The sequence below is a fragment of the Spirosoma flavus genome, from assembly GCF_054778555.1.
In genome coordinates this window covers 952,646-974,507 of sequence record NZ_BAAGZL010000002.1, presented here as the reverse complement: position 1 = coordinate 974,507, position 21,862 = coordinate 952,646, and the positions used below count along the sequence as shown (strand labels likewise).

The following is a 21,862-nucleotide window of genomic DNA, read 5'->3' as shown; positions in this document are numbered from 1 at the left end:
ATTTACGATTGCAATGCGTTTATTATCCAATTGTACCGATCATTATATCCGTCTAACGTCGCAGGCGTTCGCCAACTGACCACTAGTCCCCCAATTGAAGGTCTGAAAATTTCACAGTCTTTTAAATCGAAAAAGCGTAGTTGGCTTTTCCATAAATTAGTATGAGGTGTATTTTCTTTTGCTGTTATGAATTTTTGTTCAAATAAATCAATCGATTCTGGATCGCTGAAATAGTACGAAAAGTCAAGAATTATACTGACGGAGTTATTTACCGTAGTTGTGCTATATCGGGTTGCCATCAGACAGGAGATTTTCTGCTGATTAATGATTAAATTTCCAGTGTATGTACTGTAAGAAATGCGCCCCGCCGTGGCCGTATTGAACAGACTTTTAACCGCACTGAATTCCGTCCATCGGAACTCTTTCTCCGCGAACCAGTCGCTCAGGCTGCGCTCCCGTACATTTCGCGATTGAACCATGACGACAAAAACGCCTACAATTCCAATAGCCGCGCCGATCAGGATAGTTTTTTCTCTGGGCGTTAGATATCCTATTAAAATGCTGCCTACTACAATTCCGAGCAGCCACATTGCATGTTTAGGACTATTCTGATACGTTAAATAGGTAAAGCCGCCGATTAGCAATAAGCCCGGCAGATAAGGCAGTACGCTGGATAATTGCATGGACGTAGTATTTGGTTGGCGCATTTTTGACTTGATACGTGCGTTGATTACCGTATCGATATGTCAAAAATAGGTGCCTTGAAACTGACTAGTCCGGAGATTGGTAGTTGGCTACGATGACTTTATAAATGGAGTTTGACGATGCATGGGCGGTTTTCGCTTGGGAAGATCAGCATCGAAAAATACAGGAGAAGTTTTAGGCTAATCCATACTGGATACTTACTATTTCCATAGTCTCTTTTCCTTTCAAAGATGGCAACTCCACTGTTTCGCCGATCCGCTTTCCTTGTAAAACTCTCGCCAAGGGTGATGTAAAGGCAATCAGTCCCTGAGAGGCATTGGCCTGGTCGACTCCCACAATCGTGAACTGACGCTCAGTGCCAGCTAGTTTCCCGGTTTGGATTTTCAGGCCAACAGTAGCCCCAAATCGAGCTTTGTCCTGCTCCTGCGTGTCGACCACTTTAGCGCTGGAGATACGCTGATTCAGATTCGCAATAGTGCCATTAAGCAAAGCAAGCTGCCGACTACGTTCGTTCTCATCATCCACCTCAGCGGCTTGTAAGTGAGCACGTTGGGTCTCTAAGTCTGTAAGTTCATCACGTAGCAACACAAGGCCGTGGGGCGTTACGTAGTTAGGCGAACCCGGCGGTAAAGGAGCGCGTGCGGGGATAACGACAGGTGCATCGGCTGTTTCATTTTTTAAAAAGGCGCTGCTCATATGCTACATTGACGAGGCCAGATTAGGGTTGGTCCCATTAAAAAAACTGCCGCTTGGGGTGAATTGTTTCTGATGAGATCCGGGCTGATTAAATGCTTAATTACGTAAGCAGATGACTATTGAGGAAAAAAGATAACCAGATGAAATGATTGTAGCCCGAACGTGCACGTTCGGGCTACAATTTTATTGCTCAGCATCAATTGAGGTTAAAACCGACCAATACGCTTTTGCAGCGCATCGCGGGAAAGCGTAATTAAATGGCCAATGGGTTTGCCTGACCGATACGTAACGACCCGGAGCGTAATGTTGCCATCAGGTAGGTCGACGGGTTGGCTGTATTTAGTCGAAAACTGGTCGGGCATGGTATCGTCGGTGGTGTAGTAGATGTCGAGGCCGGGCACTTCGCTGGCCAGTTCGAGCCGGAGTTTGTCGCCGTTCTGACTGGTTCGGACGATGGCATCATATACCGCTTTCGAATAATTGATCTGTGCTACGTCGGCACGTTCGAAATGAGTCTCCATCCGTTGCACAAAATTGGGCCAGTTTTTCGCTTCTTTCGGCGACCAATAAACTTCTGACAATGCCCAGGCGCGTGGATATACCATGTATTCGACATGACGTAGCGTCGGGATCTGCTCGGTCCACAAATTTCCCTGACCACCCAGAATATATTTGGCATCCACTCCATCCGGAACGGGTTCGAAACTGTAACTTTTCTGCGTGCGCAGGTTGGCGTAAATAGGAGGGTCGATGGTAGGATCACCCTGGTTATAATCCAGGTAGGCGAACGTAGTAGGCGTCATGACTACGTTATGACCGGCCTGAGCCGCTTCGATTCCGCCTTTGATTCCCCGCCAGCTCATCACCGTAGCACCCGGCGAAATCCCACCTTCCAGAATCTCGTCCCAGCCCAGTAGTTTTTTGCCTTTAGCCGTCAGAATCTTTTCAACCCGATTCATGAAATAGCCCTGTAAATCTTCTACGTGGCGAATATTCAGTTGCTTCATCAGTGCCTGGCAACCGGGATCATTGGCCCAATAGCCTTTATAGCACTCATCGCCACCAACGTGAATGTATGGGTTCGGGAAAAGGGCGGCTACTTCGGTAAATACCTTATCCAGAAAGGCATACACGTTTTCGTCCGACGGATTCAGCGTATTTTCAACCTTCATTTTGAACGTACCGTTGCCGTACCATTCCGAAAAGGCTGTTCCGGGATCGACATTTACTTTAGCTTTTGTGCAGCTCAGTTCGGGGTAAGCCGCCAGGGCCGCCATGCTGTGCCCCGGTACGTCGATTTCGGGTACAATCGTTACGTTACGTGCCTGCGCGTAGGCCACCACTTCCTTAATATCATTCTGCGTATAAAAACCGCCGTAGGTAGTCGGTTCGCCGGGTTTGGGGCTGGGTCGGTCGCCGTAATGGCCGGTACGTGCTACCCGCCAGGCACCGACTTCGGTGAGTTTCGGCAATGATTTGATTTCAATACGCCAGCCATTATCGTCGGTCAGGTGCCAGTGCAACGTATTGAATTTCAGCTCTGCGAGTTGGTCGATAAACTGTTTGACTTCCTCTTTAGTGAAAAAATGGCGGCTTACGTCGAGCATGACGCCCCGCCAGCCGAAGCGTGGGTAGTCGGTGATACGTACTGCAGGCACCGTCCAGCTTTGCGATACAGCCTTTTTGCTTTCAATTTCTTTGGGCAGCAACTGCGTCAGGGTTTGCATGCCATAAAGCAGCCCGGCTGGTTTATTAGCCGTAATGACGATACGTTTCGCGGAAGCATCGAGCGTATAGCCCTCCTCGCCAAGCTGTTTATCAGGTGTCTGGTTCAGCGTAAGCTGGATTTTTCCCGACGTTCCTGATTTGGCAGAAAGGCCTAATCCTGTTGGTACGTTCAGCTGTTGGCTAAGCATCTCGGCCACTACTCGGCCATCAGCCTGATTGTACTGGATGGTAGTCGATTTGTTGAGCGTAAAAGCACCAGTCTGAGGTTCTATGCGTACAGGTTGGGGAATTAGATGAATGGGGGTTTGTGCCTGTGCAAACGTAACGGCCAGACACAAATAAACGATATGGCTAAACTTCATGAATTGAACGATTAATAAATTATTTTCAAAAGTAACTCGAAGTCAGATTTTAACGTCGAGACTTTCGCGAACGTATCCCTTTTTTACCGATTTTTCCGTTCCAGGTTTCATCTGGCAAAAACAGCCTAACTTTGCTCATACCTGATTTCGACAATATTGAACCCTATGCAGACTGAAAAGCAAGCAGATATAGAATTATCAAATGACTTAAAACCGTCGAAAACCGAAGCTCTGGCCAAAAAAAATACGGAAGCCGAACTCGGTGGAGGCCAGAAACGTATTGACGCCCAACACGCCAAAGGTAAACTGACCGCCCGCGAACGGATTGCCTTACTGGTTGATGAAGGTTCGTTTGAAGAAATCGGGAAGTTCGTCATGCACCGCACCCGCGACTTTGGCCTCGATAAAGAGCACTATCTGGGCGATGGCGTTGTGACGGGCTACGGTACTGTTGATGGACGGCTGGTCTACGTGTTTGCGCAGGACTTTACGGTGTTTGGGGGCGCTCTGTCGGAAACGCACGCTGAAAAAATCTGCAAACTGATGGATCTGGCGATGCAAAACGGTGCGCCCCTTATTGGCTTAAATGACTCGGGCGGAGCCCGGATTCAGGAAGGAGTTCTGTCGCTGGCGGGTTATGCTGACATTTTTTACCGGAACACGAAGGCTTCGGGCGTTATTCCGCAGTTGTCGGCCATCATGGGGCCATGCGCCGGTGGAGCCGTATACAGCCCGGCCATTACGGATTTTATTTTCATGGTCGAAAATACGAGCTATATGTTCGTGACCGGCCCCAACGTAGTGAAGACCGTTACGCATGAAACCGTTACAGCCGAAGAACTGGGTGGAGCCAGTACCCACAGCACTAAATCGGGGGTTACGCATTTTGCCTGTGAAAACGAACTGGCTTGCATTCAGTCGATTAAGCGTGTTTTGAGTTATATTCCCCAGAATTGCGAAGACGAACCACCCATGCTGGACTATGAGCCTTCGGAGGAAACCCGTTCGGCGCTGAACAGCATTATTCCCGACAATCCGAACCAGCCGTACGATATGCGGGAGGTGATTGACGAACTGGTCGACGCGGGCAGTTTCATGGAAGTGCACAAAAATTTTGCGGAAAATATCGTCGTTGGTTTTGCCCGGCTGGCCGGACGTAGCATCGGGGTCGTAGGTAACCAACCCGCCGTGCTGGCTGGTGTTCTCGACATCAATGCCAGTACCAAAGCGGCCCGTTTTGTGCGCTTCTGTGACTGTTTCAACGTACCGCTCCTGGTGCTGGAGGACGTACCGGGTTTTTTGCCGGGCACCGATCAGGAGTGGAACGGCATTATCACCAACGGGGCCAAATTGTTGTTTGCTTTCTGCGAGGCTACCGTTCCCCGCGTAACGGTCATCACCCGCAAAGCCTACGGCGGGGCCTACGACGTAATGAATTCTAAACACATCGGCGCCGACCTGAACTATGCCTGGCCAACCGCCGAAATTGCCGTGATGGGTGCAAGCGGTGCCGCCGAAATCATTTTCAAACGCGAAATTGCGGAAGCCGATGACCCGCAGGCCAAGTTGCAGGAAAAAGTACTGGAATACACCGAGAAATTCGCCAATCCGTACCGGGCCGCACATCGGGGCTACATCGACGAAGTGATTATGCCCGACCAGACCCGCCAGAAGCTCATCCGGGCGTTCCAGATGCTGGAAAACAAAGTCGCATCGATGCCCAAGAAGAAACACGGCAATATTCCGTTGTAATACAAATTGTTAGACCAAAGGTCTTTACTATAATTGCCCGCGCGGCCCGCAGTACGTTCCAGCTGAATCAATGTATCCATGACAGTCACCCAAAAACTAATTCTGTTTGTTTCTGTTGGTTTCGCGCTGGTACTGCTGGCTGCGTTTTTGCCGATGTTAGCTGCTACGTGGCGGGGGCTTCTCGTTATTGGCGGTGGTTGGCTAATGGCAATTGGCGGCTTGTACCAGGTGAAGGAATTTTCGCTTCGACGAGACGTTGCCTACTACGTAATGCTGGTGTTAGTTGGACTGTATTGGATTTGCCTGATCGGTATTACGGTGTATTGGCTCGCTACGTTGGCAGGGTTGATTTAAAGAAAATAGTGCGTGAATTAATCTAAAGAGTAATGGCAACATCCAAAAAGCCGGGTAGTTTATTGAAAACCGTTCTGATTGGGCTGGCGATTATTTTCGGATTGGCCCTACTGGTCGGTTCGTTGAGCGTCTTGTTTCCGTAAAACAGGATGATTTCGTTATGAAGAAAAAGATTTTACTGGCCGGAGCTAGTGGAGCAGTAGGCCAACGCTTGTCGCGGTTGTTGGTGGCGGATGGATGGTCGGTAGTCGGCACCACCCGTTCAGAGCAAAAGGCCGCCCTGTTACGTTCGATTGGTATAGAGCCGGTAATCGTGGATGTTTTCGACGTAGCGTCGCTGAACCGCGTTTTTGCTGAGTCTCAACCGACTATCGTTATCCACCAACTCACTGATTTGCCGCCTGCGCTCGACCCCGCCCGGATGCCTGAAGCCCTGATACGTAACGCCTACATCCGGGAAGTCGGAACTCGAAATTTGCTACGTGCTGCGTCAGCAGTTGGCGTTGAACGAGTTATCGCCCAGAGTATTGCGTTTGCCTACGCACCAGGACCAATGCCATACGCTGAAGACGCACCACTGAATTCAGCATCAAAAGGGGTTATTAGCCTGGAAGAACAAGTGCTGAGTTTTGGTGGAATTGTGCTACGTTACGGCAAATTTTACGGACCAGGCACTGGCTTCGACAGCCCTCCGGAGGGCTGTGCCGTTCACGTCGACGCGGCTGCTGATGCGGCCCGTAAAACCATTACGAATGGTGAAGGCGGTATCTACAACATTGTTGAAGACGGCGGTAACGTACTGACCGATAAGGCGAAACGAGAATTGGGCTGGAACGCCAACTTTCGGTTAAATAAATAATTGTCAGTTAATCAATTCGCCCCGAGCGGCAGCAAAACATTGTTTATCTACCCAATCGCTTCCAGAATTACGTTACACGCTTCGTGAATTTGCTCTTCCGTAATGATGAGTGGCGGAGCGATTCGCATCGAATTATTGCAGAATAAAAACCAATCTGTAATAACACCCGTCTGGCCGGAGGTTCCGCGGGCAATGGCCCGGTCAATAACGGGCTTTAAAACGTCGAACGAGTCGAACTCGGCCGCGAGCATCAGCCCCTTACCACGTACTTCCTTAATGGCCGGGTGATGGAGCAACTGCTTGAATAACTGTCCTTTGGCTTCGGCTTTTTCGTGCAACTTCTCGGTTTGAATGACCTGCAACGTAGCGAACGAAGACGCACACGAAACCGGGTGCCCGCCGAACGTAGTAATGTGTCCCAAAATTGGGTTGTTTTTCAGGACGCCCATGATCTCTGCTGAACTGATAAACGCACCGATCGGCATACCGCCACCCATTCCTTTGGCGCAGAGTAAAATGTCGGGTGCTACGTTGAAATCCTCGAACGCCCAGAACGTACCGGTACGACCAAAACCCGTTTGAATTTCATCGAAAATGAGCAGCGTACCAACTTCTGAGCAGCGTTGCCGAACGGCTTGCAGGTACGTAGCATCGGGGACGCGCACGCCCGCTTCGCCTGCTACCACTTCCATGATAACAGCGGCTGTTCGATGAGTTATCTGGTCGAGATCATCAAAATTACCGTAGTGAATGTGGCGAATGTCGGGTAGGAGGGGGCGGTAATTCCGTTTGAAATTTTCGTCACCCGACAGCGAAAGCGCCCCCTGCGTTGAACCGTGATACGCATTGAAGCAACTGATGATTTCCGTCCGACCGGTAAAACGTTTGGCCAGCTTCATGGCGCCTTCCGTCGCTTCGGTCCCCGAATTAGTGAAATATACGTTGCTCAGCGTTGGGGGCAGGGTTTGCGCCAGCCCGTGCGCTAGCTGGGCCTGGGGCGTCTGCACGTATTCGCCATACACCATCAGGTGCATGTATTTGTCCAGTTGCTGCTGAATTGCTTCCAGCACACGCGGGTGTCGATGCCCCACGTTGCTCACGCCTATGCCCGAAATCAGGTCGATGTAGCGTGCTTCATCAGTGTCGGCAGTCGATGGACCAATTAAATAAATGCCTTCGGCCCGATCGATTTCCAACGCTAACGGGAAATCGGAGGTCTGTGCTATATGCTGAAAAAATAATTGCCGGGATGTCACCGTTGACATGTAGAAATTATCATCTTAGTTTCTAAATCCTAACACCTTCAACCATGAAAACAGTTCTTCTCATCCTTTTGCTTTGCCCTGCCGTCGTCTGGGCGCAACGTATCCAGGCAAGCCTCCAGGATCTCCAGCGTAAGCAATCGTACCTGCTGCTGCGCGATGGCTCTGTGGTTCACGGGCGTATTGTGCGTCAGGATAGTTCACTGATTACGGTACGTCTACACGGAGGAAATTATTCATACGTAGAAACCGATCAGGTGAGCCGGATTTCGGCTTCGAAAATTGCGCCCGAAAGCGGTGGTAATTTGCTAAATAGTGCGGCTAAGTCCACCGTTTTTGTGCTGAAAGACAGCACTCGCCTGCCCGGAACCTTCGTCAGACGTAATGAAACGATGATTACTGTCAGGAAACGTAATGGGCAACTGACGTATTTCGAGCCTGAGCTACTGCTTCGGGTTGATACCGTTCAGTCTGGAAATATGGCAAACGTAACAGGAGGAGCATCGGTGGAAAAGCCGCTGTATCCTACTAAATTTTCGCCTTTTATGCTCACCAATCCAACCGCCTTCAATCTGGAAAAAGGGCGATTTTATTACCGCAATACGTTGCTGCTCCTAAATGAAATTGACTATGGGATTACCAAAAACTGGAGCGTTGGCGCGGGTTTGGCTCCTATGTTCAATGATATAAAAATTGGAAATCAGTCGTTTATGGCGGCTAGTTTTCGTTTTTCGACAAAAGTGGCGTTTCAGGTGGGGCAACAGATTCGCGTTGGCGTTAATGCGATCTACCAGCCGAAGCAACAGGGCGATGTAGTTTTTAGTCCTGAACAGGTGCTGCTGCAGGGTATACTGTCGTTGGGCACTAGCCAGCGAAATGCAACAATCAGCTACGGAATGCGCCTGCTGACGAATATTATTTCATCGTCGTCTGGTATTTACGCTTCTTTCTATAATAGAAAACAATCGTTTCTATCGATAGGTCTAATCCAGAAAATTTCGCCTAGTCTGACGCTTGTAAGCGATAACATGTTTTATAAAAATATATATTTTGGGGGCAGTGGAGCTGATTTATCTATGGCATTACGTATTGATCGTCAACGTCATGCATTCGACCTCGGCGTTCTCTCAACTTTACAACCGTATACGTATTACACGTTCAATTCGTCGGGCACTAAAATCCAAACAAATTTTTACCCTTATCTGGCCTACAATCTCCTCATTGGCAAACACTGAACCTCAATGGCTCTGGCACTTGCTTTGCAGTAAATTTGTCTGAACGTAACGCTTCAAAGACGAAGTATGAAGTATATTCTATGGATGTTCCTGCTCGTTTTGCCCATGCTAACCCAGGCGCAGGATGAGTATTATCAGAAGAAGCCCAATCCGCCCAAACGGACGTACCGGATTGACCTGAAAGATGGTACGCAGCTTCGGGGTGAATTGCTGCGACAGGATAGCACGGAAGCTATTATCCGAACCGAAAATCTAGGCGAAATACGACTAAAACCCGAGCAGATAGTACGTATCGAACAACTGGATGCGCAGTCAAAATCTGGCTATCCGAACCCGTTTCCGCATACCATGCGATTGACGCCAACCGCTTTTTCGGCCGAAAAAGGAAAGTTTTATTTTCATAACTACATTCTATACATTAGCCAGTTCGAGTATGGGATTACCAATAACTGGAGCGTTGGTACGTCTTTTTTTACGTTTTTACCGACAACCCTGTTTAGTCTGAATACGAAGTTGTCGCTGCCCGTCAATAATCGGGTGCGGGTAGGAGTCAATGCTCAATATATATCGCTCCGAACCGACATTACTGATCCCCAAGGACTTAGCTACGTTCAGGGTATAGTGACGATGGGCGACAAACGTAACAACACTACGTTCGGGCTCGGATGGAGTATTGCCGACGGTGAAATTTCCCGGAATATTGTCGGTACGTTCGGCTTGGTACGAAAGGTAAGCCCGAGGCTCACATTGATCAGCGAAAACCTTGTTCTGTTCGGCGCTGGCGCAGTCAATTTTGCGGGTATTCTGTCGGCCGGGCTTCGTTTCGACCGTCCGCGTCACGCTTTCGATTTAGCCGCTTATGTTCCGTTTATATCGGAGCCCGGAGTTCCGTATCTCGTTACGTTGGTGCCTTACGCGAGCTACCACATTCGTATCGGGAAATAAACCGTTTGTGTGAATATCGGGGGCGATACACCGATTTCCCCTATTTTCGCCGTTATAGTCAGACAATCCTAACCTTCATGCCTGAAGACACTACCGATTTACCCCCTTTTGTCCGAACGTGGGCGCAACTCTATGCCATTGTCATTGGCTGCCTGGTGCTTGAAATGCTGCTATTTTACGGTTTAATGCGCTGGCTGTCATGAGTGTTCTTGATTGGGTAGTGCTGGCAGTTACGCTGGCTGGCATTATTATTTATGGCATAGTACGTAGTCGTGGGTCACGTAGCATGGACGATTACCTGCTGGCCGGTCAGTCGTTGCCCTGGTATCACGTAGGGTTGTCGGTAATGGCCACGCAGGCCAGTGCCATTACGTTCCTGTCGACGCCGGGGCAGGGATTTGCCGACGGAATGCGGTTTGTTCAGTTCTACTTTGGGCTACCGCTGGCGATGGTTGTGCTGTCTGTTACGTTCGTTCCGATTTTTCATCGACTGAAAGTTTTCACAGCCTACGAGTTTCTGGAAGACCGGTTCGATGCCCGCGTCCGAACGCTGACGGCTGGTTTGTTTCTCCTCCAGCGGGGCCTGTCGACGGGTTTATCCATTTACGCCCCAGCCATTATTTTATCGACCATTCTGGGCTGGAATATCTACCTGACCAATCTGCTGATGGGCGGTATCGTGCTCGTTTACACCGTTGCAGGTGGTACTAAAGCCATCTCGCACACGCATCTTCAGCAAATGCTGGTCATTACGTTGGCCATGGGCTTAGCCGGATACCTGACGGTGAAGCTTTTGCCCGAGGGAATTGGCTTTATCGATGCGCTGCACGTGGCGGGGAAGGCCGGGCGCGTAAACCTGATCGATCTGAAGTTCGATCCCAACAGTCGCTACAACATCTGGTCGGGGCTGATCGGCGGCTTTTTCCTTCAACTGTCTTATTTCGGTACCGACCAATCGCAGGTGGGGCGCTACCTAACGGGCGAATCCATTGGGCAGAGCCGGCTTGGTTTATTAATGAACGGGCTCCTGAAAGTGCCGATGCAGTTTCTGATTTTGCTGGTTGGAGTGCTGGTTTTTGTGTTTTATCAGTTCAATCCGTCGCCCACTTTTTTTAACAAACAGGAAACGGATCGACTGAAAGAAAGCCCTTACGCTCAGCAGTATCAGCTGGCCGAAATCAAGCATCAAAACCTATCTGCTCAACGACAGAAAGCGGTGCTCGACATGCAAGCCGCGCTCAAATCGGACGATGAAGCCGCGCAGAACGTAGCCGCCAGTACTCTTCGCGAAACAGACGAAGCCATGAAAGGGGTGAAGGCCGACGTAGCGAAACTCATCAAACAGAACAACCCAACAGCCGATACCAACGACGTCAACTACATTTTTCTGCGCTTCGTGCTGGACTATCTGCCGCACGGGCTGATTGGGCTACTCATTGCTGTCATCTTCATTGCCTCAATGGGATCTATTGCCTCGGCTTATAATTCGCTGGCCTCAACTACGGTCGTTGATATTTATAAGCGGCTGATTAACAATAGCTGTAGCGATACGCAATACGTATCAATCTCGCGCTGGTCGACTATTGGCTGGGGTATTTTCTGTATTGTGGTTGCCCAGTTTGCCAATCAACTGGGTAGTATGATTGAAGCCGTGAATATTCTGGGATCGCTGTTTTACGGCGTCATTCTGGGTGTTTTTGTGGTGGCTTTCTACGTCAAATCCGTTGGGGGAGGTGCTACGTTCTGGGCCGCTATTATTGCCGAAGCGCTGGTCGTAGCGAGTTGGTACCTGAATCTGACAGCTTTCCTTTGGCTGAACGTAATAGGCTGTTTACTGGTCGTTGGTATCGCCTGGATACTACAGCGAACGATTTATAGGTAAATACAGAGTATACTGTTACGTTGAGGCACTTCTGAATACTACTTATTAAATTGATTGTACAAAGCTGTCTCTGTAATTAATAAACTTCCCAGCACATGACAACAGCACTAATCTTTTCGTCAAGACGACCATCCGTCTACCGGAAGCTAAAAAGGCAGGTTGTCGCTGAATTTTCGGAGGAATTGCGGGGAAAATCGGGTTGGAAGCGGGAGTGGGTTCGATGGAAACGCGTAATGGTTCTTCAGATACGTTACAACGAACTTCTGTTTGTAAAAAATAAAATACGTATTCCAGCGCATCCGAACTGAAAAAAAGTCTGTGGAAAAGCGATACCTTTAGCTACTACCAGAGGTAAGCGTCTGTCAGGAACTAGCTGCGAAAAGACGTCAAATCAACACGTTGAGGATTGAATGGCCGGACAGCCGGGCTGGTCGCTGAAGGGCTTTTTTTGCATTTATTGAGTAAGCGGTAAGTAGTGTACGAAGCACAAGCTTCGTCCGTTTTCTGAGAAACTTCTCATATGAAAACGAATCTATTTATTTTTCTTTTCGCTTTTCTGGCTTACATGGCTGCTCAGTCGGCGTCCGCGCAGGTACTTCCTCGTACAACTGCTTCAAAAGCAGGTAGCTGGCAAATTGGGTTGAGAGATGGGTATGGGAATGGCAACCTGCTTCAGCATCGAAATAGTCTTCAGCCTTTTGTGGGATATTACCTGACGAACAGGTTCGTGGCTGGCGCAACGGCAAGTTGGTCAAAAGAGTGGGTTGGCAAAATTGGTGTCCACGATCTTACTTTAGGACCTTCAGCCCGGTATTTCTTTACAAACACGCGACTGGCTCCTTTCTTAGAGGCCACGTACCAATTTGGCCAGCGGTCTGTAGCGGAAAATGCTGGTATTTCGTATCCAAGCGTATCCATGCAATTTTCTCAGATCAGCCCCGGACTTAGTTTGGGAGTAAGTAAATCGCTACGTATCGAATTGAACTACGCTTTTCAGTGGTTGCACTTTTCCAGAAGTAGTCAGTATTATGGCCAGCCTCAAGCAGGTATTATGTATGTCTTCTTGAAAGATTAAACTGAGAACCAGTATTGTAAGACAAAAAAGCCAGCCAGAATCATGTGTTTCTGGCTGGCTTTTTTAATGGTAAATGACGGAACAACGTATCAATTACGCCTTCTTCTTGCCTTTTCCGGCTTTCATGGCAGGCATGGCGGCTGGCACTTTGGCAGAGTACTCTGTAATACTTTTTTCGATGGCTTCTTTGAAAAATGGAAACGCCTGATCGTTAGAGGTTTGTCCCAACGACAGGGCTTTCTGAGCTATTGGAGCCGCTTCGGCATATTTGCCCATTTTCGCCAGAATCTGCGATTTAACGTAGAGATTCCGGTACGTTTCCTGCTTGGCAATCGACTTGTCGATCCAGGTCAGTGACTGATCCAGATTGCGTCCCTTCGATACGTTGTAGCTGGCTGCGGCCATCAGTACGGCGGCATCATCCGGCTTCTCAGCTACTGCTTTGTCAACGTTGGCCGCAGAGTTGGCGTTTACGTCTACCCGTACGTCAGCCGACGCTTTGACGTTCGCCCACATGAAATTCAATTTGGCTGTGCTGTCGGTCAAATCGCTGAAACCAATGGTAAACGTTTCTACTTTTTCCGGAAGTTCGGCCGGAGTAAGGTTCACACGTAGCGCGTCTTCGTCCTGCTTGTACGTCGCTTCGGTAGTTGCCTTATTCTTGCTGAAAATCAACGTGGCACTACCTTCCTGTGGAATCGACAAAACGGCGTATGAACCAGCCGGAAGCGTCTTGCCATTTACCATTACGTCGGTAGACGCAGTAAACATAGTCGGCGAATTAGCGCCGGTACGCCACACTTTTCCAAGGGGGACAAAGGAGTCTGTAAAAGGCTGCCGACCTTTCAGACTAGGCCGAGAATACGTAACAGTCAGATCGGTGGTGCCGATCGTTTGCATAACCGAAGCACCGGGGCTAGGCGAAGGAAGTTTGATTTGAGCCGTCGCTAGTTGGGTAACCAGACATAACGTAGCGGCTGTTAAGGATAACTTGCGCATAATAATCGATAGGGTAATAGAATTAATTTGGCAGCAAATTGCGGCTTTTTAAAGACAATCTCAACCAAATCAAAATACGATTTTGTGAAGTCAGACGAAATCGCCCTTAACTAGTCACTACCCAAATCATTTATGCAACGACAACTTTTGCTTCAACTGCTGCGTCAACATCAACCTGCCAATGCCAGCGAACAGGCTATGACGGAGGCAACCATTACGTTCGTAGAACAACACCCCGACTGCTTCGAACGATCGCTATTAATAGGGCACATTACCGGATCGGCCTGGATTGTAAGCCTCGATCACCAGCAAACACTCCTGATTCATCATCGGAAATTAGATAGATGGCTCCAACCGGGTGGCCACGCCGATGGGGACCCCGACGTAGCGGCTGTTGCCCTTCGTGAAGCACAGGAAGAAACCGGACTCACGTCACTACGTTTGGTGTCGCCAACCATTTATGACGTAGATATTCACCCGATTCCGGCCCGGAACGACGTTCCTGAACACTTACATTACGACATTCGATTTTTGCTGGAAGCCGATCCACAAGAACCGTTTGGTGATTCTGATGAAATTAAGAATATTCAATGGTTTTCGATAGAAAACGCCAAAAAGATTGCCGATTCTGATTCAATTCTCAGACTTGTGTTAAAAAACGAAGAAAAACTATAAACATAGTGGCTATTTTAATTGTTTTTTAATCTGACAAATGTATAGATTTGCCCTACAACAAAACCATAGAGATAATCATGAAAGTCTTCACTTTATTGCTTGCGAGTGCTGGCTTGCTGGTCGCATCGCAACAAGTATACTCTCAGGATGACGGGGGGAAAAAGCCGCTGTACAATCCGATGTATTCGACTCATAATTATAAACATCCTAACATGGCTAAGGCCGCTAGCCGTTGGGAGAAAAAATCGGGCGTTGCCGTGCAGACACCTACTCCGGGTGCTGCTCAAGTGGCGAACTATAAAAATCAAATGCCAATGGTGGAACCCGTCGGCGGCATCACAGTTGAACATACGCCATCGCGTAACCTGGCCGATCGCAATTATAAAATTCAGCGTCTGAGTGAGCCGCAACCCCTTGGCCCGCCCAGCGAATACTACGTGAAAAAGCCAAAACGGAAGGGTGATAATTCCGCTGTGGGTGAATAGAAACGTCTTAAATCAAAACGAGCCATCCGTAAATCAGGTGGCTCGTTTTGATTTAATCGAGAGTAGGTTAAAAGTAAGGACTAACGCCAGGTTTAACTTCATTATCCATACCGTAATGCATGCGTATCACGCCCTATTTTCCGGCAATTGTCGCCCATCCGACGTTATAAATCTTCTCTCTGGCATACTTAATTCGCGGTTCCGGCTTCGGACAGGAGCACGAGCAGAATTCGCTGAAGGCCTAACACGCCTTTGTCGTTAATCCACCATTCGCGGAGTGAGTGTGCGTTACCGCCCGTGCCACCGCTACCAATCGTTACAGCCGGAATACCTTTGGCAATGGGAATATTAGCGTTGGTGGAACCGACGCGCAGCTTGGGTTCGCCCTGAAGGTATTTGGAAACAGCCATGGCCCGCTGCACTAGCGGAATAGTTGGCTCAATACGTCCGGATGGGCGGTCACCCACCATCTTTACGTCGACGGTGAGATCGGGGCCGCTACGTTTCATGGCGTTTTCTTCTTTCAAAGCCCGTTGAACAGCCGCCTGTAAAAGCTTATCGACACCAGCCAGTTTTTCCTTGCTTTCCGAACGCATGTCGACTTCCATCCACGATTCATACGGAATGGCATTTATCGACGTACCACCACCAATCACACTAACGCTATACGTCGTTTTTACACCTTCGCGGGTGAATTTGTCGGCATCGGTGGTGAAGTAATAGATTGCTTTTCCCAGCGCGCCGTGGGGATTCACGATGCCAAAAGCACCATACGAATGCCCGCCCGGACCTTTGAACGTAATGCGATATCGGTGTGAGCCCAGCCCCCGGTGGGTGATGGTTTCAATACCGTGGCCGTCGACAGCGATGTACGAATCAACTTTCTGACTACCATCACGTAACAAGTGCTTTACACCACGCAAATCGCCAAGTCCTTCTTCGCCAACGGCACCAACAAACAGTACGTCGGCCTCGGTTTCAATTTTTGCTTTTTCCAGACCTTTCAAAACAGCTAGCACGGCTGTCAATCCGCGCGTATCATCGCCCACGCCGGGCGCGTAGAGCGTGTCGCCTTTAGTTTTAATCTTTACGTCGGTTCCGGCTGGAAAAACCGTATCGAGGTGCGCTTCAACGACCACCGTTTTTTTGCCGGACTTTCCTTTTCGTTTGGCGATTACGTTACTAACCTCGTCAATCCAGACCGAATCGGCACCGGCTTCTCTCATCATGGCCGCGTACTTTTTAGCCCGTTCATTTTCCTTGAATGGGGGCGAAGCAATTTCGGTTAGCGTGTAAAGATCCTGTTTGGTTTGCGGCTCCAGCTCGTTGAAGATTTTGAATGCCGACTGAACCGCTGGTTTTTTAACTAACGTACTGATTTCAGTTTCGTAACGTTTGTCGATAGGAACTACTTTTTTCGATTCTTCATCGGCTTCTTCTTCCTGGGCAAATAGTTGATTGGCCGTTAGCAACAGGGGAGCAATGAAAGCGACTTTAACAAGTTGATGCATAGTCAATAAAATTGGAAGCGGTTGCTACGTACCTTTTCGTTTAGAATCGCTACGTAACAACCGCTTCACTACGTTTGAGAACTGGATTTACGATTATTCTTCGCTCACTACGTCACTACCTTGCGAGCCGCTTCTGCCTGTGTTGTAAAGCTGGTTGAACAGAAATTTAAAGGTGCCCTGCGCCTGCGCCCGGAAGGTAATTTCGGGACCAAATGCGTAGAATTTACCAGCCCCAACCGGAGCCATGAACGCAGCTACGCCATCCTGCAAATACGACTGCCCCCAGGCCCAACCGGAACGTAGCGGCTTATCAGTATCGAACCACGCGAGCGGAGTGATCGTACCTTTCGCAATGGCTTCAGGAGCCAGTTTAAAGACCGGGCTAGCATCGAAATACACATCGGTTTGTTTCGACAAACCCCACGTAGCGTGCTGAGTCGAATCGAGCGCAACACGTAGTACGCTACCAGGAATGTAGTATTTTTCGCCGGGAAGCGGACGTTCTTTACCAGCAGCGGTCATTTCGGTCAGGGCGCTTTTAACGGGTAGGCCAAGGTGATACGCCAGGTTCGTGCTGGAGCCGATGGTTACTACCGTACCGCCCGCTTCGAGGAAGGTTTTTAGTTGCGGAATAGACTTGGCAGCGGTAATCTTGCCTAACATTTGGCGGTATTCAGCCGGGGTACTTTCTTCTTTCGGCTCCCGTTCCATCGCGCTGAAAATATCTTCTTCACGACCGCCAACGGGAGGAATGGCACGGGTTACGAACACGATTACGTCGTATTTTTTCTTCAGATCACCCGCGTCGATGTCCTGTGGGAAAATCACTTTCATCGGGAAATGATATTGCTCCATGAGCCAACGTACCCAGCCGGACGGCATCGATCCACCGTACGTATCCCAAAGTGCAATACGCATCGGCGACACTTTAATCATCGACGTAGTGGGTTTCTTAGAAACGCCCATCACTTCCAGACCAAGGTCTTTGGCTGATTTATCAAGTAGCGATTTCGCTTTCGCCGAAGCAGGAACATAGAACGAACCAGCCTCTGCCGTCGATTTGCCGCCCGTGCCATTTGGTAACCGGAACACGTCAACGCCCGACGCTAGCAAGTCATTAACCGCAATAAACGAGTTATTTGCTTTGGCACTCAATACGTATCCAGCACCAGCCGCACCAGCGATATGTCCTTCCGGCGACTGTAGTTCACCGATGGGCAGCTTCTTAAATGGTCCATCGAAGCCATCCAGAATCCGGTCGAATTTCACGTTCATGGTATACGCCAAAGTCCAGCCAGCGGCATCATACGGACGTACCGGCGGGCCACCTGGATACTGGAAATCGTTGGGGTGATCCTGGGGTTCGAACATATCCAGCACGTGCGGACGGAACGCCTGATCGGTTTTCACTACGTATGAACCGGCCGGGTATTTCTTGCCTGCCACCGTGAAATCGGACGTAGCCTGCTGAATCTGAATGCCAGTACGTATCAGTGCGTTAATGAACTTAATGGCAGTGGCAAAATCAGGCTGATTGGACGGAATGATGAAGCCGCGTGGATCACGTAGCACCGGCGCTTTCATGATCGTGTCGTAATATTTCATCGGCATGCCACCACCGCGAGGAACGAAGCCATATTGAGCCAGGGCGGCATTGGTTGGTACGTTCGGCTTTTTCGGGTCATTCTGGAAAGCCTGCGTAATCGCGTCGATTTTCTTCGGCGATAAACCCCATGTATCCTTACTACCGCGCTCAATTGAGTTTTTACCCATGCGGTAAATGTTGAACAACAACTCATCACGGTAGCGGGCAGCATAGCCCAGTACAGCGTAGTTCAGCGAAAGCGAATAATCAATAGACTGCTTGAAGTGCCACTTCTGAGGCAACACCGGGAACGGTGTATTGCCGTTGGGAATCAGGTACTTCGATACAACCGGAATATCCTCGGGTGTTGGGCCGCCGATGATTTCGGTCAGCAAACCAATCATGTTGTGGAAGTGCGTCGTGGTACGTAGACCGCCGTTATACCAGGTCGAGAAAACCGAACCGCCCAAGCGCGTGAAGCCTGGTTTGTTTTCCGAATTCAGCCGGTTAATCATAGCCGCTCCCAGCGCGTCGATACCCGTAATCATCAGAGGATCAAATACGTAATTGAACGGATCGCGGTAGGGGGGACCCGCCAGCACCGAACCAGCTGGACCGCGCTGGTGGTGGTTGTACATAATCTGCGGAATCCATTCGACGAACAGTTGCTTACCCATGTTCTGGGTTTCCTTCATGTTCATGATGAAGAAATCGCGGTTGTTGTCGTGCCCAACGTATTTCTGATACAATTTAGGCAGGTTATCAAGTACGCGCTTATTAGGCGTCTGCTCGCGCATGTACCAGTTCGTCACGATTTCCTGGCCGTCAGGATTGGCGTGGGTGAGGAGGATAACGTCCTGATCCAGAATGCGCATCGTTTCGGGATCTTTCCGGCTCGTCAGCTGATACACAGTTTCGATGAGCTGCATCGTACCAACTGTTTCGGTCGCGTGCAGGCCACCGTCAATCCAGACAATGGCTTTGCCTTCGTTCGCCAGCGCATGAGCCTGCTCGTCGGAAAGACCTTCAGCACGGGCCAGTTTCGTCGAAATTTCCTTGTAGTGGTCTAGTTTCTTAAGGTTTTCGGGCGACGAGACAATCAGCATTAACTGATGCCGGCCTTCTTCGGTCAGGCCAATGTCGACCAGTTTAACCCGGTCAGAAGCAGCAGCTACTTTTCGGAAATAAGCTTCGGTCTGGGTATACGTAGCGAGCTGATAATCATCGCCAATGTTGAACCCAAAATGCTCCTTGGGCGAGGGGATCGTCTGGGCAAACGTAGTGCTTACACCCATCAGAAGCCCGGCAAGAAGCGAGTACGGAGAATAACGCATTGTTGGAAGTTAGTTGAGGTTACTATTGAAAAAAAGGAGTTGGTATTTCAGGTTTAATCGTTTGTGGTACAAGATTATTTACGGCGAAAGCGGACACCGACGCGGCAGTCGCCGACTTCACCACGGGCTTCATCGCAGACGTTTTCCTGATAGCCTTCAATTCGGCGACCGTCGGTCATGGTCAGGATAAATTTAAAGATAAAATAGTCATTCTGAACTACCTTGGTGAGGTCGGTTCCTGTAAAGGTAGCCATTTGACCCGCTGTGGCCGTTATTACTTTTGGAAATTCCGTAACGGTCATAAACAGCTTATCGGCGGAGCTAACCCGACTCGGTAGTGGGAACTGCGTTACGCTCGGGTAGAGGCCGCCAGGTTGAGAAACCACGATCGGATAAGCTGGATTACCCGTTGCGGGCGCTTTCACAAAACCTAAATAGACTTCAATATTTTTAACTTCGGTTTTGCCAAACCCTTCCCATTTGAGCGTGTATTCAAATTCCTGGCTGGCCAGATTTGATGCGCCTAAATCAAAAAATGACGTATTAGCTGTAGCTAGAGTAGGTAAGGCCGATTTGGACGTATTGACCGCCACCAATGGGACTGCCGTATACGACCAGTTTTCCCAAACATAATTCTCGGTTTTACAGGCATCCAGTGCCAGAATGGCCAGCAACGAACAGTATAAAGAGATTTTTTTCATAGATCCTGAATGGGTTACGTTTCGGGATGCTACGTTGATAAGAGTGAACGTAGCATCCCGAAACAGTTATTTGTCCCAGAAAACGGGGGTTGTTTGCTGAGCGGTTTGAAGTTGATCCGCTTTGTCTGATACGCTCGCATTGGTGGCTAACTCGGTTACGGAATAAGCCAAACGCAGCGGGAACGTATTGAGTGGCGCGATGGGTGCCGGTAGAATCGGAAAGCCCGTTCGGCGGTAATCGTTATAGGATTCTATGCCGTTGCCATACAGTGCGATGTATTTCTGCGTCATCACAGCGTTCAACTTGCCGGTAGCATCGGCGGCATCGTACTGAGCCGCCCGACTAGCCACGAAAGACGTAATACTAGCCGCAGCCATGGCAGGAGCCGAATTTCCAGACGTTGTAGAAATCGTATTGATGCTGTTCAGGCTCGCCGTAATGCCATCCTGAAACAGTTGTTTTGGATCGCCAGTGGTGCCCATCGTCAGAGCGGCTTCTGCCAGGATGAATTTCACCATCGCGTTCGTGATAAACGGAAAGACACCAGCTCCTGAACCGTCGGAATTCGTAACCACTTTAGGAGAACCAGTCGCACCCGTATTGGTAATGAATACGTTAGCCGCCGTGAGGTTATTGATGGGACTGTTGTCGTACAGGCCACCCGCCGGATACACGCCACACGTAGCTTTCAGGGCGTTGTCGTTGGGGGAGGCCGTAGCATCGCCGGTGTAACGACCAAAATAACCATTCCCAGTCGGTGTAAAACCGACCGTATAGTTTGACGTCTGGCGGAAGAAATAGTACCGCGTCCGAATGTCGTCGGTACCAAACAAACGTTCGATGAAATTCTGGCTCATGTAATAGCTCTTTCCCGCCTGATATTCAGTCCGATGCCAGGGGTGGCGGTTGGCCGGAGTTTCGGTCGTACCGAACCGGAACGAAAAATCCTGCGCGTTGGTCGAGATCAACGGTGCGTTACTGCTGAGCAACGTAGCAATACCCGTTTTGGCTTTATCCGGTTGTACGAGCCGAATCTGATTGAAGAGCTTCAATTTCAGCGAGTTGCCCATCCGAATCCAGGCAGCTTTGTCACCTTTGTAGATGATGTCGGCGGTTGTGGGTTGGATGGCAAAATTGCCTTTATTGGCGTCTGCCAACCCCTCGTCAATCAACGTAAAGAGTTTGTCATAAATAGCCGCACCACTCTCGAACGTTGGATCAGAAACGGTTAGTCCTTTCGAGGCATCCGTATACGGAATGTCGCCCCAGAGGTCAACCATGATACTGTAAATGTACGCTTTCTGCAATTTGGCAATCGCTACGTAGTCCCAGCGTTGCAGGCGCGTACCTTCCCGGATAACAATCTCAATATCGTTCAATACCTGCGTGTAGAGCGCATTCCAGGATTGTTGGTAGTCGGTGCCATCCTGAAAATTACGGCTGGCCGTGGACGTGTACAGGTGCTGCATCACGATGGACGTACCCTGATTGACGTCTCGCAGACTACCCGCCATCGAGATTTGGGTTGCCGGTAGCAGTAACTCCAGTACCGGCGTTGTCGGGTTATTTGGGTCACTGTTGATTTCGACGAAATTTTTGCAGGCCCCCACTATTCCCAGCAGGCTAAGCACCAAAATCGTTCGTATAAGATTAGTAAATTTCATACAAGTTAATGTTTGTTGTTTCAGGTTCTCCGTCAACATTTTTGCGGTAGCA

Annotated in this window: 20 protein-coding genes; 11 read left to right on the top strand and 9 right to left on the bottom strand. The window is 49.4% G+C overall.

Annotation, left to right across the window (positions count from 1 at the left end):
- Positions 1-2: 2 nt before the first annotated feature.
- From ACYVF1_RS12960 to ACYVF1_RS12950, 3 genes are all read right to left on the bottom strand, one after another.
- On the bottom strand, positions 3-707 hold the full coding sequence (locus ACYVF1_RS12960; protein WP_461079317.1) for a hypothetical protein: 705 nt from the start codon (positions 705-707) through the stop codon (positions 3-5).
- 172 nt (positions 708-879) lie between these two features.
- Positions 880-1,401: a GreA/GreB family elongation factor gene (locus ACYVF1_RS12955; protein WP_461079315.1), complete on the bottom strand. Its 522-nt coding sequence runs from the start codon at positions 1,399-1,401 to the stop codon at positions 880-882.
- A 206-nt stretch (positions 1,402-1,607) separates the two neighbouring features.
- The gene (locus ACYVF1_RS12950) at positions 1,608-3,491 is read right to left on the bottom strand and encodes a beta-N-acetylhexosaminidase (protein WP_461079313.1); all 1,884 of its coding nucleotides are present in this window, start codon (positions 3,489-3,491) and stop codon (positions 1,608-1,610) included.
- 165 nt (positions 3,492-3,656) lie between these two features.
- Between ACYVF1_RS12950 and ACYVF1_RS12945 the strand changes: the two genes are divergently transcribed.
- The 3 genes from ACYVF1_RS12945 to ACYVF1_RS12935 all read left to right on the top strand — a co-directional run bounded on the left by ACYVF1_RS12945 (position 3,657) and on the right by ACYVF1_RS12935 (position 6,456).
- Positions 3,657-5,243 (top strand): acyl-CoA carboxylase subunit beta, encoded by a 1,587-nt coding sequence (locus ACYVF1_RS12945; protein WP_461079311.1) that lies wholly within the window; start codon positions 3,657-3,659, stop codon positions 5,241-5,243.
- 78 nt (positions 5,244-5,321) lie between these two features.
- The gene (locus ACYVF1_RS12940) at positions 5,322-5,597 is read left to right on the top strand and encodes a hypothetical protein (protein ID WP_461079309.1); all 276 of its coding nucleotides are present in this window, start codon (positions 5,322-5,324) and stop codon (positions 5,595-5,597) included.
- A gap of 160 nt (positions 5,598-5,757) precedes the next feature.
- Positions 5,758-6,456, top strand: coding sequence for an NAD-dependent epimerase/dehydratase family protein (locus ACYVF1_RS12935; RefSeq protein ID WP_461079307.1), 699 nt, complete (start codon positions 5,758-5,760; stop codon positions 6,454-6,456).
- Between the two features lie 47 nt (positions 6,457-6,503).
- Here the strand turns inward: ACYVF1_RS12935 and ACYVF1_RS12930 are convergent, their stop codons facing one another.
- Positions 6,504-7,721: an aspartate aminotransferase family protein gene (locus tag ACYVF1_RS12930; protein ID WP_461079305.1), complete on the bottom strand. Its 1,218-nt coding sequence runs from the start codon at positions 7,719-7,721 to the stop codon at positions 6,504-6,506.
- Positions 7,722-7,765: 44 nt separating this feature from the next.
- Between ACYVF1_RS12930 and ACYVF1_RS12925 the strand changes: the two genes are divergently transcribed.
- The 6 genes from ACYVF1_RS12925 to ACYVF1_RS12900 all read left to right on the top strand — a co-directional run bounded on the left by ACYVF1_RS12925 (position 7,766) and on the right by ACYVF1_RS12900 (position 12,855).
- Positions 7,766-8,953 (top strand): hypothetical protein, encoded by a 1,188-nt coding sequence (locus tag ACYVF1_RS12925; protein ID WP_461079303.1) that lies wholly within the window; start codon positions 7,766-7,768, stop codon positions 8,951-8,953.
- Positions 8,954-9,019: 66 nt separating this feature from the next.
- Entirely contained in the window at positions 9,020-9,898 is an 879-nt protein-coding gene (locus ACYVF1_RS12920; RefSeq protein WP_461079301.1) for a hypothetical protein, read from the top strand.
- A gap of 77 nt (positions 9,899-9,975) precedes the next feature.
- Positions 9,976-10,101, top strand: coding sequence for a hypothetical protein (locus ACYVF1_RS12915; RefSeq protein ID WP_461079299.1), 126 nt, complete (start codon positions 9,976-9,978; stop codon positions 10,099-10,101).
- Positions 10,098-11,780 (top strand): sodium:solute symporter family protein, encoded by a 1,683-nt coding sequence (locus tag ACYVF1_RS12910; protein WP_461079297.1) that lies wholly within the window; start codon positions 10,098-10,100, stop codon positions 11,778-11,780. The genes ACYVF1_RS12915 and ACYVF1_RS12910 overlap by 4 nt, the downstream gene beginning before the upstream one ends.
- Before the next feature lie 95 nt (positions 11,781-11,875).
- A complete protein-coding gene (locus ACYVF1_RS12905) occupies positions 11,876-12,088 on the top strand; it encodes a hypothetical protein (RefSeq protein WP_461079295.1) in 213 nt (70 codons plus the stop codon).
- 212 nt (positions 12,089-12,300) lie between these two features.
- On the top strand, positions 12,301-12,855 hold the full coding sequence (locus ACYVF1_RS12900; protein WP_461079293.1) for a hypothetical protein: 555 nt from the start codon (positions 12,301-12,303) through the stop codon (positions 12,853-12,855).
- A 93-nt stretch (positions 12,856-12,948) separates the two neighbouring features.
- Here the strand turns inward: ACYVF1_RS12900 and ACYVF1_RS12895 are convergent, their stop codons facing one another.
- The gene (locus ACYVF1_RS12895; protein ID WP_461079291.1) at positions 12,949-13,854 is read right to left on the bottom strand and encodes a DUF2911 domain-containing protein; all 906 of its coding nucleotides are present in this window, start codon (positions 13,852-13,854) and stop codon (positions 12,949-12,951) included.
- A 132-nt stretch (positions 13,855-13,986) separates the two neighbouring features.
- Here ACYVF1_RS12895 and ACYVF1_RS12890 point away from each other — a divergent pair, with 132 nt between their 5' ends.
- Entirely contained in the window at positions 13,987-14,529 is a 543-nt protein-coding gene (locus ACYVF1_RS12890; RefSeq protein ID WP_461079289.1) for an NUDIX hydrolase, read from the top strand.
- A 77-nt stretch (positions 14,530-14,606) separates the two neighbouring features.
- Positions 14,607-15,014, top strand: a complete 408-nt coding sequence (locus ACYVF1_RS12885) for a hypothetical protein (protein WP_461079287.1) — start codon at positions 14,607-14,609, stop codon at positions 15,012-15,014.
- Positions 15,015-15,202: 188 nt separating this feature from the next.
- Here ACYVF1_RS12885 and ACYVF1_RS12880 read toward each other — a convergent pair whose 3' ends face one another.
- From ACYVF1_RS12880 to ACYVF1_RS12865, 4 genes are all read right to left on the bottom strand, one after another.
- Entirely contained in the window at positions 15,203-16,525 is a 1,323-nt protein-coding gene (locus ACYVF1_RS12880; RefSeq protein WP_461079285.1) for a M20/M25/M40 family metallo-hydrolase, read from the bottom strand.
- Between the two features lie 93 nt (positions 16,526-16,618).
- A complete protein-coding gene (locus tag ACYVF1_RS12875) occupies positions 16,619-19,444 on the bottom strand; it encodes a M14 family metallopeptidase (RefSeq protein ID WP_461079283.1) in 2,826 nt (941 codons plus the stop codon).
- Positions 19,445-19,518: 74 nt separating this feature from the next.
- A complete protein-coding gene (locus ACYVF1_RS12870; RefSeq protein WP_461079281.1) occupies positions 19,519-20,145 on the bottom strand; it encodes a hypothetical protein in 627 nt (208 codons plus the stop codon).
- A gap of 66 nt (positions 20,146-20,211) precedes the next feature.
- Positions 20,212-21,810: a SusD/RagB family nutrient-binding outer membrane lipoprotein gene (locus ACYVF1_RS12865; protein ID WP_461079279.1), complete on the bottom strand. Its 1,599-nt coding sequence runs from the start codon at positions 21,808-21,810 to the stop codon at positions 20,212-20,214.
- Positions 21,811-21,862: the final 52 nt, after the last annotated feature.